Below are 14083 nucleotides of genomic sequence, written 5' to 3'. Positions count from 1 at the left end.
TTCGCGCAGCCCTCCGCTGTCGCTGTTTCTCCCTCTCACCCTTTGCGGACGCACCATGACCCACGTGTCGACGAATCCGTCGTACCAGCAGCTCCCGATCATCGATCTCTCGGCCGCCGACCGCGGCCCCCAGGCCCGTGCGCTGCTCCGTGCCCAGCTGCACAGCGCCGCCCATGACGTGGGGTTCTTCCAGCTCGTCGGGCACGGCGTCCCGGAAGAGGAGACCCGCGCCCTCCTCTCCGCCATGCGGAGGTTCTTCGCGCTCCCCGAGGCTGACCGGCTCGCCCTCGACAACGTGCACTCGCCGCACTTCCGGGGGTACACCCGTACCGGTGACGAGCGCACCGGTGGCAGCCGGGACTGGCGGGACCAGCTCGACATCGGGGCCGAGCGGCCCGCCCGGATACCCGGGGCCGGTGAGCCGGCGTACTGGTGGCTGGAGGGGCCCAACCAGTGGCCCGACTCCCTGCCCGAGCTGCGTGCCGCCGCGCTCGCCTGGGTCGAGCGGCTCAGCTCGGTCGCCGAGCGGCTGCTGCACGAGCTGCTCGCCTCCATCGGGGCCCCTTCGGATTTCTACGACCCGATCTTCGGGGAGCGGGCCCATCCGCACCTCAAGCTCGTGCGCTACCCGGGGAGCGCCGGTGACGGCGCCGATCAGGGGGTCGGCGCCCACAAGGACTACGGGTTCCTCACCCTGCTCCTCCAGGACCAGGTCGGCGGCCTCCAGGTGCAGCGCGAGGACGGGCTCTTCCATGACGTGCCGCCGCTGGAGGGGGCGTTCGTCGTGAATCTCGGGGAGCTGTTGGAGGTGGCCACGAACGGGTATCTCGTGGCCACCAACCACCGCGTCGTCTCACCGCCCGGCGCCACCGAGCGGTTCTCCGTGCCGTTCTTCTACAACCCGCGGCTGGACGCGCGGGTGGAGCCGCTGCCCTTCCCGCACGCCTCCGCCGCACCGGGCATCACCGACGATCCGTCCAACCCGCTCTTCGCCGAGTACGGCTACAACGAGCTCAAGGGGAAGCTGCGGGCGCATCCGCTGGTGGCGGAGCGGCATCACCAGGACCTGCTGGCTCCGGCCTAGGCGGCGATCTTCGCGTACCCCTCGATGTCCTGGGGGCTCCGCGCCCCGGGGCCCACGTAGCGCGCGGAAGGCCGCACCAGCCGCCCCGTCCGCTTCTGCTCCAGGATGTGCGCCGACCACCCGGCCGTACGGGCGCACGTGAACATGGACGTGAACATGTGCGCCGGGACCTCCGCGAAGTCGAGGACGATCGCCGCCCAGAACTCCACGTTCGTGGCCAGGACACGGTCCGGGCGGCGGGCGTGGAGTTCCGCCAGGGCGGCCTTCTCCAGCGCCTCGGCGACCTCGAAGCGCGGCGCGCCCAGTTCGCGTGCCGTACGCCGCAGTACGCGCGCGCGGGGGTCCTCGGCCCGGTACACCCGGTGGCCGAAGCCCATCAGGCGCTCGCCCTTGTCGAGGGCCTGCTTGACGTACGCCTCGGCGTCGCCCGTGCGCTCGATCTCCTCGATCATGTGCAGGACGCGGGAAGGTGCGCCGCCGTGCAGCGGGCCGGACATCGCTCCTACGGCGCCCGAGAGCGCCGCGGCCACGTCCGCGCCGGTCGAGGCGATGACCCGGGCCGTGAAGGTGGACGCGTTCATGCCGTGCTCGGCGGCGGAGGTCCAGTACGCGTCGACCGCCGCGACGTGCTTCGGGTCGGGTTCGCCGCGCCAGCGGATCATGAAGCGTTCGACGACGGACTGGGCCTTGTCGATCTCGCGCTGCGGGACCATGGGGCGGCCCTGGCCGCGGGCGGACTGGGCGACGTAGGACAGGGCCATGACGGCGGCGCGGGCGAGGTCGTCGCGGGCCTGGGCCTCGTCGATGTCGAGGAGGGGTTTCAGGCCCCAGACGGGGGCGAGCATGGCCAGGGCGGACTGGACGTCCACGCGGATGTCGCCGGAGTGGACGGGGATCGGGAAGGGCTCGGCGGGCGGCAGGCCGGGGCGGAAGGCGCCGTCGACGAGCAGGCCCCAGACGTTGCCGAACGAGACGTGGCCGACGAGGTCCTCGATGTCGACGCCGCGGTAGCGGAGGGCGCCGCCCTCCTTGTCCGGTTCGGCGATCTCCGTCTCGAACGCGACGACTCCTTCGAGGCCAGGTACGAAGTCGGACATCAGGCGGCTCCTCATGATGTGTGCGACGGATGACGCCGACGGATCCACGGCCGTGCGGGGCTCGCGGTCCTGGGCGGTCACCCCTGTGATGCCCCGTTCGGTCGGCGGTCACCCCAGGGGGTGGCATCTGCACCATATCCCCGAGTGCCAGGCTTGGGCAGGGTTCGCGGCACTCAGTGCCACCCTCCGTGGAGTGACGTTCGATACGGCAAGATGACCACGTGACCGACGCACACGCCGTCTCCCACGGACCCGACACCGCCCCTGACCCCGCTTCCATGCGCAAGCAGTACCGGGCCGAGGGGCTCTCCGAGACCGAGCTCGCCGCCACCCCGGTGGAGCAGTTCGCGCGCTGGTTCAAGCAGGCCGCGACCGAGGCCCATCTGTTCGAACCGAATGCGATGGTGGTGTCGACGGCGGACGCGGAGGGGCGGCCGAGTTCGCGGACGGTGCTGCTGAAGCAGTTCGACGAGCAGGGGTTCGTCTTCTACACGAACTACGCCTCCCGCAAGGCGCGTGACCTCGGCGAGAACCCGTACGTCTCGCTGCTCTTCCCGTGGCATCCGATGGCCCGCCAGGTGATCGTCAGCGGCGTCGCGCGTCGTACGGGGCGGGACGAGACCGCCGCGTACTTCCGGACCCGGCCGCATGGTTCGCAGCTGGGCGCGTGGGCCAGTGAGCAGTCCTCGGTGATCGGGACCCGGGCCGATCTGGAGGCGTCGTACGCCGAGTTGGCGGCCCGCTATCCGGAGGGCGAGCAGGTGCCGGTGCCGCCGCACTGGGGTGGCTTCAGGGTGGCTCCGCGGACGGTGGAGTTCTGGCAGGGCCGGGAGAACCGGCTGCACGACCGGCTGCGGTACGTGGCGGAGGCGGACGGGAGCTGGCGGGTGGAGCGGCTCAGTCCCTGAGACCTGCGCCGCCTCAGTCCTCGAGCGCCGACTCCACCAGTGCCGTCCACTGCGCGACCACCTTCTCCCGGCGGCCCTGGTCGTCGGTGAGCAGGTTGGCCAGGCCCAGGCCGCGGGCCATGTCCAGCAGGCCCTGGACGGTCTCCCGTACGCCCGGTCTCGATTCGTCCGCGCCCAGCAGGTCGACCGCTATGCGGTGGGTCTCGCGGCCGACGCGGGCCTCCAACTCCGTCACCTGGGGGCGGAGTTGCTCCTCGTTGGACGCGGCGACCCACAGGTGGAGGGCGGCGCGGAAGAGCGGGCCGGTGTAGAGGTCGACCAGGGCGGCCACGACCGCCCGGCGGTCGCCCGCGGCGCCCTGCGGGAACAGGGCGCGGATCGCGCCGGAGCGTTCCTCGGCGACGTACTCCACGGCTGCCGTGAACAGGTCCTCGCGGGTGGGGAAGTGGTGCTGGGCGGCGCCGCGGGAGACGCCCGCGCGTTCGGCGACGACGGAGACCGTGGAGCCCGTCCAGCCGTGTTCGGCGAGGCAGGCCACGGCGGCTTCGAGGAGCCGCTGCCGGGTGGCCCGGCTGCGGTCCTGCTTCGGCGTGCGTTCGCCGGGGGAACGGTCGGTGCGTTCGCCCGGGGTACGGTCCATGCGGTCGCCGACCGTGCTCACAGCGCCCATGCGGGGTCCCGTCGTTCTAGAAAGGCCGTCATGCCCTCGCGGGCCTGCGCGGAGGCGAACAGGCGGGCCGAGAGCGCGGTGAGGTCGGCCGCGTCCCGGTCGAAGGCTTCCAGCACCCTAACCGTGAGCAGCCGTTTCGTCTCGGCCAGGGCTTCGGGGGCGGCTTTGCGTAGTCCTTCGAGGACGGGTTCGAGTACGGCGTCCACGTCGTCGCCGGTCGCCGTCAGCAGGCCGATGCGGGCGGCCTCGGGGGCGTCGAAGCGCTCGCCGGTGAGGTAGTAGCGGGCGAGGGCGCGCGGGTCGGTGCGGGGCAGGAGGGGGAGGGAGATGACGGCGGGGGCGACCCCGATCCGTACCTCCGTGAAGGCGAAGGTCGCTTCGGTGGAGGCGGCGCCGATGTCGCAGGCGGCGAGCAGGCCGAGGCCGCCCGCGCGGACGTGGCCGGTGACCCGGGCCAGGACGGGTTTCGGTGCGGCGACGATCTGGCGCAGGAGGCCCACCAGCGCGTCGGGGTGGGGTGGGTCCTTGAGGTCGGCGCCGGCGCTGAAGGTGTTGCCGGTGTGGGTGAGGACGACCGCGCGGACGTCGGCGTCCTTGGCGCAGTCGGTCAGCGCGTCCGCCAACTCGCCGACCAGGGCTGCCGACAGGGCGTTGCGGTTGTGCGGGGAGTCGAGGGTGAGGGTCTCGATTCCCCGCGCGCGGGAGCGGCCGATCAGGGTGGTGTGCGCTGTCATGTGAGCTCCCTCAGTCGGCGGCGCAGGATCTTGCCGGAGGCGGCGCGCGGGACGTCGTCGATGAAGGTGACCTGGCGGACGCGTTTGTAGGGGGCGACGCGTTCGGCGACGTACATCATGACCTCTCCTTCGGAGAGGTCGGTGGCGGTGGGCTGGCGGACGACGTAGGCGTGCGGGACCTCGGTGCCCTCGTCGTTGTAGACGCCGATGACGGCGGCGTCGGCGATGCCCGGGTGGGTGAGGAGCAGGGCTTCGAGTTCGGCCGGGGCGACCTGGAAGCCCTTGTACTTGATGAGTTCCTTGACGCGGTCGACGACGAACAGCCAGCCGTCGGCGTCGACATGGCCGACGTCGCCGGTGTGCAGCCAGCCGTCGGTGTCGATCATCGCGGCGGTGGCGTCGGGGCGGCCGAGGTAGCCCTTCATGACCTGGGGGCCGCGGATGAGGATCTCGCCGGCCTCGCCGACGCCGAGGTCCTTGTCGGGGTCGTCGAGGGAGACGATGCGCATCTCGGTGCCGGCGATGAGCTTGCCGACGGTGCCGGCGGGGGCCTCGCGCATGCCGTCGAGGGGGACGACATGGGTGCCGGGCGACAGCTCGGTCATGCCGTACGCCTGGCCGACCGGCGGCAGGTTCAGCCGCCGCGAGCAGGCGGCGGCGAGCTGGGCGTCCAGCGGGGCGGCGGCGCTGACGATGTGCCGCAGGGACGACAGGTCGTACTGGGCGACCAGCGGGTGCTTGGCGAGGGCGAGGACGATCGGCGGGGCCACGAACAGGTCGGTGATGCGGTGGTTCTGGATGGCCGCGAGGTAGGTCTCCAGGTCGAAGCGGGGCAGGACGACGACGGTGGCGCCCTGCCGGAGCGGGGCGTTCATCAGGGCGGTCAGGCCGTAGATGTGGAAGAAGGGCAGGACGGCGAGGATGCGGTCGCCGGGCTTCGCCGGTATCAGCGGTTCCAGCTGGGCGAGGTTGGTGGCGATCTGGGAGTGGGTGAGCATCACGCCCTTGGGGATGCCGGTGGTGCCGGAGGAGTACGGCAGTGCCGCCACGTCCTCGACCGGGTCGATGTCGACCTGCGGCTCGGGCGCCGTCGTGCCCAGCATGTCGATGAGCGAGCGGTGTCCGGGGGCGCTGTCGCAGACGAAGATCTCCTCGACTCCGCCGGAGAGTTCGGCCGCCCTGCGGGCCGTGTCGAGAAGGGGGGAGACGGTGACGATCCAGCGGGCCGCCGAGTCGGTGAGCTGCTTGGCGAACTCCTCGGCCGTGACGAGCGGGTGCACGGTGGTGACGGAGGCGCCCGCGCGCGTGGCCGCGTAGAACGCGGTCGGGAAGGCGATCGTGTTGGGGCTGTGCAGGGCGAGCACGTCCCCCTTGCGCACGCCCGCCTCGGCGAGCCCGGCGGCCACCTGCCGGTGGAAGGCGTCCAGTTGGGCGTACGTGAGGGTGGTGCCGTCCGTGCCGTCGATCAGGGCGGGTACGTCACCGAACTCGCCGGCGCGGCCCAGTACGGCCTCGTGGATGGGGAGTTCGACGGTCGGGACGTCTGCGTACTCGCTGCGGAACATGGTTCCTCCTCGCACAACGCTGTGCCGGGTCAGTACGACTTGGGCAGGCCCAGGGTCTGGTGGGAGACGTAGTTGAGAATCATCTCCCGGCTCACCGGAGCAATACGAGCCACGCGCGCGGCGGTTATCAGCGAGGCGAGCCCGAACTCGCGCGTGAGGCCGTTGCCGCCGAGGGTGTGCACGGCCTGGTCGACCGCCTTCACGCAGGCCTCGCCGGCCGCGTACTTGGCCATGTTCGCCGCCTCGCCCGCGCCGGCGTCGTCCCCGGCGTCGTAGAGGTGGGCCGCCTTCTGCATCATCAGACGGGCCAGCTCCAGGTCGATGTGGGCCTGGGCGAGGGGGTGGGCGATGGCCTGGTGGGCGCCGATGGGGGCGTTCCACACGGTGCGGTCGCGGGCGTAGGCGACGGCTTGCGCGAGGGCGTACCGGCCCATGCCGATCGCGAACGCGGCCGTCATGATGCGCTCGGGGTTGAGGCCGGCGAAGAGCTGGAGGAGACCGGCGTCCTCGTCGCCGACGAGCGCGTCGGCGGGGAGCCGTACGTCGTCGAGGGTCAGCTCGAACTGCTTCTCCGCTGCCTGGAGTTCCATGTCGATCTGCCGACGGTGGAACCCCTCGGCGTCCCTCGGGACGATGAACAGGCAGGGCTTGAGGCGGCCGGTGCGGGCGTCTTCGGTGCGGCCGACGATCAGGGTGGCGTCGGCGATGTCGACGCCGGAGATGAAGACCTTGCGGCCGGTGAGGAGCCAGTCTCCTGTCTCCGGGTCGCGGCGGGCGGTGGTGGTGATGCGGTGGGAGTTGGAGCCGGCGTCGGGTTCGGTGATGCCGAAGGCCATGGTGCGGGTGCCGTCGGCGAGGGCGGGGAGCCATTCCCGCTTCTGGGTCTCGGTGCCGAAGCGGGCGATGACGGTGCCGCAGATGGCGGGTGAGACGACCATCATCAGCAGGGGGCAGCCTGCGGCGCCGAGCTCTTCGAGGACGAGGGAGAGTTCGAAGATGCCGCCGCCCCCGCCGCCGTACTGTTCGGGGAGGTTGACGCCCAGATAGCCGAGTTTGGCGGCCTCGGACCAGAGGGTTTCCCGGTCGAAGGGGCGGCCGTGGCGTTTGCCCAGTTGGGCGACGGCGGCGCGCAGGGCGGTGTGTTCGTCCGACTCCAGGGTGAAGCTCACTGGTCCTCCTCTACGACGGCAAGCAGGGCACCGACGGCGACCTGGCCGCCGACCACCGCATGCAAGGCGCTGAGCGTCCCCGTGACCGGGGCGGAAATGCGGTGTTGCATCTTCATCGCTTCGAGCCACACGATCGGTTCACCGGCCTCGACCTTCGCGCCCACCGCCAGGCCCTCGGCGACCTTGACCACCGTTCCCGGCATCGGGGCCAGCAGGGAACCGGGTGCGTGCTGCGCCTTGGGGTCGGGGAAACGGGGCAGCGCCCTCAGCGCGGTCGCACCGGCGTACACCTCGTCGCCGTACCTGGACACGTCGTACCGGCGCCGCACGCCGTCCGCTTCGAGGACGACCAGACCGGCGTCGGCGTGCACCACGCGCACCCCGTCCTCCGCCTCCAGGCCGTCGCGCGTGTGCCGGTACCGGACCTCGGTCTCCTCGCCGCCGACCTCGTACCGCTTCACCTGCGACTGCGACGGCACATTGCGCCAGCCGCCGAAGCGGGAGCGGCCGTGGGCGTCGGCGAGGGCGGCGGCCAGCGGGGCGTGCGGGTCGGGGGGCGTCGAGGTCAACGACGTGAGGTGGCGGTCGTAGAACGCCGTGTTCATGGCCGCCGTCGTGAACTCCGCGTGCCGCAGGGAGTTCACGAGGAGGGTTCTGTTGGTCGTCGGGCCGTGGATCTGGGCCCGTTCCAAGGCGCCCGCCAGTTTGCGGATCGCCTCCGCGCGGGTGGGGGCGTGGGCGACGGCCTTGGCGAGCATCGCGTCGTAGTGGACGCCGATCTCGTCGCCGTCCTCGTAGCCGGTGTCCAGGCGGACGCCGGGGACCGTGAGGCGGTGCAGGGTGCCGGTCTGGGGGGCCCAGTCCTGGGCCGGGTCCTCGGCGTAGAGGCGGGCCTCGACGGCGTGGCCACGCGCGTGTGGAGGTGATGCGGGGAGGGGCTGTCCTTCCGCGACGGCGATCTGGAGTGCGACCAGGTCCACGTCGAACACCGCCTCCGTCACCGGGTGCTCGACCTGGAGGCGGGTGTTCATCTCCAGGAAGTGCGCCTTGTCGTCGGCGACGAGGAACTCGACGGTGCCCGCGCCGACGTAGGAGACGGCGCGCGCGGCGCGCACGGCCAGCGTGCGCAGCTCCTCTTCGAGCCCCGGGGAGAGCCCGGGCGCCGGCGCCTCCTCGATGACCTTCTGGTGGCGGCGCTGGAGGGAGCAGTCGCGGGTGCCGAGCGCCCAGACCGTGCCGTGGGTGTCGGCGAGGATCTGCACCTCGACATGGCGGCCGTTCTCGATGTACGGCTCGACGAACACCTCGCCGTCCCCGAAGGCGCTCGCGGCCTCGGCGCGCGCGCCCTCCAGTGCGGCGCCCAGCTCCTCAAGACGGCGCACGATCCTCATCCCGCGCCCCCCGCCGCCCGCGGCCGCCTTCACGAGCACCGGCAGGTCGGACGCGCTCACCTCCCCCAGCGGCCGGAGCCCCATCAGCTCCTTCGCGCGCGTCTTGGACGCCATCGCCTCGATCGCCTCGGGCGGCGGACCGATCCACACCAGTCCGGCGTCCAGGACGGCGCGCGCGAAGTCGGCGTTCTCGGAGAGGAAGCCGTAGCCGGGGTGCACGGCGTCCGCGCCGGCGGCGACGGCGGCCTTCACGATCAGGTCGCCGCGCAGGTAGGTCTCGGCGGGGGTCGCCCCGGGGAGTCGTACCGCGGTGTCGGCCACGCGCGTGTGGCGGGCGTTCGCGTCCGGGTCCGCGTGCACGGCGACGGTTCGGATTCCCAACTCACCGCAGGTGCGGAAGATGCGGCAGGCGATCTCGCCCCGGTTGGCGACGAGCACAGTCCCTATCAAGTGATCCCTCACATCCGGAAGACGCCGAAGCCGCCGCGCGCACCCTCGTACGGCGCCGTGTGGATGGCCGACAGACACAGGCCGAGGACCGTGCGGGTGTCGCGCGGGTCGATGACGCCGTCGTCGTAGAGGCGGCCGGAGAGGAACATCGGCAGCGACTCGGACTCGATCTGCTGCTCCACCATGGCCCGCAGGGCCGCGTCGGCCTCGTCGTCGTACGGCTGTCCCTTCGCCGCCGCCGACTGCCGGGCGACGATCGACAGGACGCCCGCGAGCTGCTGCGGGCCCATCACGGCGGACTTGGCGCTGGGCCAGGCGAAGAGGAAGCGCGGGTCGTAGGCGCGGCCGCACATGCCGTAGTGCCCGGCGCCGTACGACGCTCCCATGAGCACCGACAGGTGCGGGACCTTCGAGTTGGACACCGCGTTGATCATCATCGCGCCGTGCTTGATGATGCCGCCCTGCTCGTACTCCCTGCCGACCATGTAGCCGGTGGTGTTGTGGAGGAAGAGGAGGGGGATGTCGCGCTGGTTGGCGAGCTGGATGAACTGGGCGGCCTTCTGGGACTCCTCCGAGAAGAGCACACCCTGGGCGTTGGCCAGGATGCCGATCGGATAGCCGTGCAGGGCCGCCCAGCCGGTCGTCAGGCTGGTGCCGTACAGCGGTTTGAACTCGTCGAAGTCGGAGGCGTCGACGATCCGGGCGATGACCTCGCGCGGGTCGAAGGGGGTCTTGAGGTCGCCGGGGACGATGCCGAGGAGTTCGTCCGCCGCGTACTTGGGCGGCTCGGCGAAGGGCGGGTCGTCGTACGCCTTCCGGTGGTTGAGGCGGGCGACCACGCGGCGCGCCTGCCGCAGGGCGTCCCGCTCGTCGACGGCGAAGTAGTCCGCGAGGCCCGACACGCGCGCGTGCATCTCCGCGCCGCCCAGCGACTCGTCGTCGCTCTCCTCGCCGGTGGCCATCTTGACGAGGGGCGGACCGCCGAGGAACACCTTGGCGCGCTCCTTGACCATGATCACGTGGTCGGACATGCCGGGGATGTAGGCCCCGCCCGCCGTGGAGTTGCCGAAGACGACCGCGACCGTCGGGATCCCGGCGGCCGAAAGCCGGGTCAGATCGCGGAAGATGGCACCGCCCGGGATGAAGATCTCCTTCTGGGACGGCAGGTCGGCGCCCCCGGACTCCACCAGGCTGATGCAGGGGAGCCGGTTGGCGAGAGCGATGTCGTTGGCGCGCAGGGCCTTCTTCAGCGACCACGGGTTGCTGGCCCCACCGCGCACGGTCGGGTCGTTGGCGGTGATCAGGCACTCCACGCCCTCGACGACCCCGATGCCGGTGACGAGCGAGCCGCCGACCGGGTACTCGCTGCCCCACGCGGCCAGCGGGGACAGTTCGAGGAAGGGCGTGTCCGGGTCGAGGAGCAGTTCGATGCGTTCGCGGGCGAGCAGCTTGCCGCGCTTGCGGTGCCGCTCCACATACTTCGGACCGCCCCCGGCCAGCGCCTTGCTGTGCTCGGCGGTCAGCTCGTCCAGTTTGTCGAGCATGGCCTCGCGGTGGGCGAGGTAGTCGGCGCCTTTCACGTCCAGCGCGGACGACAGGACGGTCACAGCAGGGCCTCCGGGATGTCCAAGTGGCGGGAGCGCAGCCATTCGCCGAGCGCCTTGGCCTGCGGGTCGAAGCGGTGCTGGGCGGCGACACCGGCGCCGAGGATGCCCTCGACGACGAAGTTGAGGGCGCGGAGATGCGGGAGCTGGTGCCGGGTGACCTTCACGTCGGCGGTCTCCGGCAGGAGTTCCCTGAACCGGTCGACGGTGAGCGTGTGCGCGAGCCACCGCCAGGCCTCGTCGGTCCGGGCCCACACCCCCACGTTCGCGTCGCCGCCCTTGTCCCCGCTACGGGCTCCCGCGACGAGACCGAGGGGCGCCCTGGTCACCGGGCCGTCGGGCAACGGCTCGGGCAGGGACGGCTCCGGCGGGTTCTCGAGTACGACGGTGTCCTGGGCCGGCGCCACAGGGATACGGCGGCCGTCGTGGAGGACCGCCACATGGTCGACGGCACCATGGGGGACGTACACATCCTCGAAGACCCCATAAGGCGCGCCCTTTCCGGGTGGGGCGAGCACATGGAAGCCGGGGTAGCTGGCGAGGGCGAGTTCGACGGCCGCGCCGCTCAGCGTCCGCCCGACCGCGTCCTGGTCGGGGTCGCGTACGACAAGCCGCAGCAGGGCGCTCGCGGTCTCCTCGGTGTCGGCGTCCGGGCGGTCGGTGCGGGCCAACTCCCAGCGCACGTCGGCTGTTTTGCCGAGGACGGGCTCCATCTGCGCCCGCACCAGCGCCGCCTTCGCCTCGATGTCGAGGCCGGTGAGGACGAAGACGACCTCGTTGCGGAAGCCGCCGAGCTTGTTCAGGCCGACCTTGAGGGTGGGCGGCGGGGCCTCGCCGCGGACGCCGGAGATCCGGACGCGGTCGGGGCCGTCCTGGGTGAGGCGGACGGTGTCGAGGCGGGCGGTGACGTCGGGTCCGACGTACCGGGCGCCCTGGGTCTCGTACAGCAGCTGCGCGGTGACCGTGCCGACGTCGACGAAGCCGCCGGTGCCGGGGTGTTTGGTGATGACGGCGGTGCCGTCCTCGTGGAGCTCGGCGAGGGGGAAGCCGGGGCGGCGGACATCGCCCTGCTGGAAGAACGCGTAGTTGCCGCCCGTCGCCTGCGTCCCGCACTCCAGGACGTGCCCGGCGACGACCGCGCCCGCGAGCCGGTCGTAGTCGGTCGGCCCCCAGCCGAAGTGGGCCGCGGCGGGCCCGGTGACCAGGGCCGCGTCCGTCACCCGCCCGGTGACGACCACGTCGGCGCCCGCGCGCAGGCACTCCGCGATGCCGAAGCCGCCGAGGTAGGCGTGGGCGGCGAGGCTGCCCGGGTGGGCGGCGGTCAGATCGTCGCCCTCGACGTGGGCGACGCGGACGGCGATGCCGAGCCGGTCGGCCACCTCCCCTACGCGGGTGGCGAGTCCGGCCGGGTTGAGGCCCCCGGCGTTGGCGACGATGCGTACGCCCCGCTCCTGGGCGATGCCGAGGCACTCCTCCAACTGCCGCAGGAACGTGCGGGCGTACCCGGCGCCGGGGTCCTTCAGCCGGTCGCGGCCGAGGATGAGCATGGTCAGCTCGGCGAGGTAGTCGCCGGTGAGGACGTCGAGTTCACCGCCGGTGAGCATCTCTCGCATGGCGTCGAAGCGGTCGCCGTAGAAGCCGGAGGCGTTGCCGATGCGCAGCGTGTTCACTCGGCCGTCCCCTTCGGCGGGCGTCCGCCGCCCGGCGGACCCGCGAAGGCCTGGGCGATGTCCAGCCAGCGGTCGGCGTCCTCGCCCACGGCGGTCAGGGCGAGGTCGGTGCGGTGGGCGCGCTGGGTGACCAGGAGGCAGAAGTCGAGGGCGGGGCCGGTGACGCGGTCGGTGGCGTTCTCGGGGCCGTAGGTCCACAACTCGCCGGACGGCGCCGTGAGTTCTGTCCGGAACTCCTCGAACGGCGGGGTCAGTCCGTGCACTCCGAAGGCGAAGTCGCGGGTGCGGACGCCGAGTCGGGCAATGTGCCGCAGTCGGTCGGTGGGGGCGCGGGTGACGCCCAGCGCGTCGGCCACGTCCAGTCCGTGGGCCCAGGTCTCCATCAGGCGGGCGGTGGCCATGGAGGCGGTGGACATGGGCGGGCCGTACCAGGGGAAGCGGGCGCCGTCGGGGGCGGCCCGCAGCGCGTCGGCCAGATCCTCGCGCCCCGCCCGCCAGTACGCGAGCAGCCGCTCCGGAGGCTTCGCCGCGCCCTCCTCGGCACCGTTGTCCACGAAGTCCCCGGGTGCGGCCAGCGCCTTCTCGACCTCGCGGGAGAAGGCAGCCTGATCGGTCACGGCGAGCAGGGAGGAGTGGTCGGTCCAGGCGAGGTGGGCGATCTGGTGGGCGACGGTCCAGCCGGGGGCGGGGGTCGGCGAGGACCATTGCTCCGGGCTCAACTCAGCGACGAGCAGATCGAGTTCCTCGCTCTCCGCGCACAGGTCGTCGATGACGGGCGTGGGGTCTGCCATGGCAGCGAGGATGGCACCGACACCATAAACAAGCAAGCGTGCTTGCATTATTTTTTCGGTCCCGTTGAATGGGTGATGAGTGAGTACGGCTACTCATGCCGCCGCCGGGCCGCGCGGGAACGATGGACGAGGGTGGGCATCCGACCTGGAAGGTGGGGCATGGGCAGGTTTCTGGCGGGGGTCGGGGCCGTGGTCGCGGCCGGGGTGGCGCTGGTCGTGGCGTATCTGGCGGGGGCGCCGGCGGATGTGGTGTTCGGGGCCGGGGCGGGGGTGCTGAGCCTGCTGTGGCTGCTGCTTCTGCTGACCGTGCCGTGGAACCTCTACTTCCGGGCGCACGCCGTGCTCGCGGAGATCGCGGTGAGCCGGGAGAAGGGCCTGGAGATCTCCCCGACCCGGGATGCCGAGGCCCGGCGGATCGCCCGCGCGATGCTGCGGACGGCGGTGGCGGGGCATGTGGTGACGGCGGCGGTCGTCGTCGCGGTCACCTGGGCGACGGGCGCGTTCACCGGCTACTGGTTCGCAGCGTTCTTCCTGCTGAGTACGTTCTTTCGCCCGGCCGGCGCCTGGTTCGGCCAGCTCCGGAGGCGGCTCGGGGCGCTGCTCAAGGACGTCACGTATCCGCGGGACGACGTGGTCGAGCTGAACGCCCGCCTCGACCGTGCCGAGACGGGGACGCGGGTGCTGGAGGAGAAGGCCGAGGAACAGTACCGGGCCCTCGCGGAACTGCGCCGGACCGTGGACGCGCTGGCGATGAGCGCGTACGAACGGGCGGAGGAGGCCGATCGCAGGATTGCCGCGCTGGGCCGGGAGTTCGAGTCCACGGTGAACCGCCTCACCGACAACCAGGAGATCATCGCGGGGGTGAAGGCGTTCCTGCGGATGGTGCGCGCACCGGAGCTGCCGGGGGATGCGGCGGCGGGATGACCGGGAGTTCGACGGCCGGGGCGACG

General features: G+C 72.0%; 12 protein-coding genes. 3 read left to right on the top strand and 9 right to left on the bottom strand.

Translation table 11 applies throughout. The features are described from left to right. Nucleotides 1-55 precede the first annotated feature (55 nt). A complete protein-coding gene (locus ACFUO4_RS28255) occupies nt 56-1084 on the top strand; it encodes an isopenicillin N synthase family dioxygenase (RefSeq protein WP_383490101.1) in 1029 nt (342 codons plus the stop codon). Here ACFUO4_RS28255 and ACFUO4_RS28250 read toward each other — a convergent pair. Further along, nucleotides 1081-2181: a citrate synthase 2 gene (locus ACFUO4_RS28250; RefSeq protein ID WP_079310525.1), complete on the bottom strand. Its 1101-nt coding sequence runs from the start codon at nt 2179-2181 to the stop codon at nt 1081-1083. The two genes, ACFUO4_RS28255 and ACFUO4_RS28250, sit on opposite strands and share 4 nt — an antisense overlap. A 278-nt stretch (nt 2182-2459) precedes the next feature. On the opposite strand from ACFUO4_RS28250, the gene pdxH reads away from it, so the two are divergent. Beyond that, entirely contained in the window at nt 2460-3089 is a 630-nt protein-coding gene (pdxH, locus tag ACFUO4_RS28245; RefSeq protein WP_383490740.1) for a pyridoxamine 5'-phosphate oxidase, read from the top strand. 13 nt (nt 3090-3102) lie between these two features. On the opposite strand, the gene ACFUO4_RS28240 is transcribed toward pdxH, so the two are convergent. From ACFUO4_RS28240 to ACFUO4_RS28205, 8 genes are read right to left on the bottom strand one after another with little or no spacing between them, the layout of a single operon-like run. Then, nucleotides 3103-3759 (bottom strand): TetR/AcrR family transcriptional regulator, encoded by a 657-nt coding sequence (locus tag ACFUO4_RS28240; protein WP_383490098.1) that lies wholly within the window; start codon nt 3757-3759, stop codon nt 3103-3105. Further along, entirely contained in the window at nt 3747-4493 is a 747-nt protein-coding gene (locus tag ACFUO4_RS28235; protein ID WP_383490095.1) for an enoyl-CoA hydratase family protein, read from the bottom strand. The genes ACFUO4_RS28240 and ACFUO4_RS28235 overlap by 13 nt, the downstream gene beginning before the upstream one ends. Then, complete coding sequence (locus tag ACFUO4_RS28230; RefSeq protein ID WP_383490092.1) at nt 4490-6058, bottom strand: 4-coumarate--CoA ligase family protein; 1569 nt, start codon at nt 6056-6058, stop codon at nt 4490-4492. Before ACFUO4_RS28230 ends, ACFUO4_RS28235 begins: the two co-directional genes overlap by 4 nt. A 29-nt stretch (nt 6059-6087) precedes the next feature. Continuing rightward, complete coding sequence (locus tag ACFUO4_RS28225) at nt 6088-7227, bottom strand: acyl-CoA dehydrogenase family protein (protein ID WP_079310516.1); 1140 nt, start codon at nt 7225-7227, stop codon at nt 6088-6090. Beyond that, nucleotides 7224-9068 carry a biotin carboxylase N-terminal domain-containing protein gene (locus ACFUO4_RS28220; protein WP_383490087.1) on the bottom strand — a complete coding sequence of 615 codons (1845 nt, stop codon included), beginning with the start codon at nt 9066-9068 and terminating at the stop codon, nt 7224-7226. The genes ACFUO4_RS28225 and ACFUO4_RS28220 overlap by 4 nt, the downstream gene beginning before the upstream one ends. 8 nt (nt 9069-9076) lie before the next feature. Further along, nucleotides 9077-10675, bottom strand: a complete 1599-nt coding sequence (locus ACFUO4_RS28215; protein WP_383490084.1) for an acyl-CoA carboxylase subunit beta — start codon at nt 10673-10675, stop codon at nt 9077-9079. Next, entirely contained in the window at nt 10672-12342 is a 1671-nt protein-coding gene (locus tag ACFUO4_RS28210; protein ID WP_383490081.1) for an acyclic terpene utilization AtuA family protein, read from the bottom strand. Before ACFUO4_RS28210 ends, ACFUO4_RS28215 begins: the two co-directional genes overlap by 4 nt. Then, complete coding sequence (locus ACFUO4_RS28205; RefSeq protein ID WP_383490078.1) at nt 12339-13133, bottom strand: TIGR03084 family metal-binding protein; 795 nt, start codon at nt 13131-13133, stop codon at nt 12339-12341. Before ACFUO4_RS28205 ends, ACFUO4_RS28210 begins: the two co-directional genes overlap by 4 nt. 159 nt (nt 13134-13292) lie before the next feature. Here ACFUO4_RS28205 and ACFUO4_RS28200 point away from each other — a divergent pair, with 159 nt between their 5' ends. Then, nucleotides 13293-14057, top strand: coding sequence for a hypothetical protein (locus ACFUO4_RS28200; RefSeq protein WP_383490075.1), 765 nt, complete (start codon nt 13293-13295; stop codon nt 14055-14057). Nucleotides 14058-14083 lie beyond the last annotated feature (26 nt).

It is taken from the genome of Streptomyces sp. NPDC057280 (assembly GCF_042668605.1).
In the GTDB taxonomy this organism is placed as follows: domain Bacteria; phylum Actinomycetota; class Actinomycetes; order Streptomycetales; family Streptomycetaceae; genus Streptomyces.
This window is presented reverse-complemented; position numbering and strand designations above follow the sequence as displayed.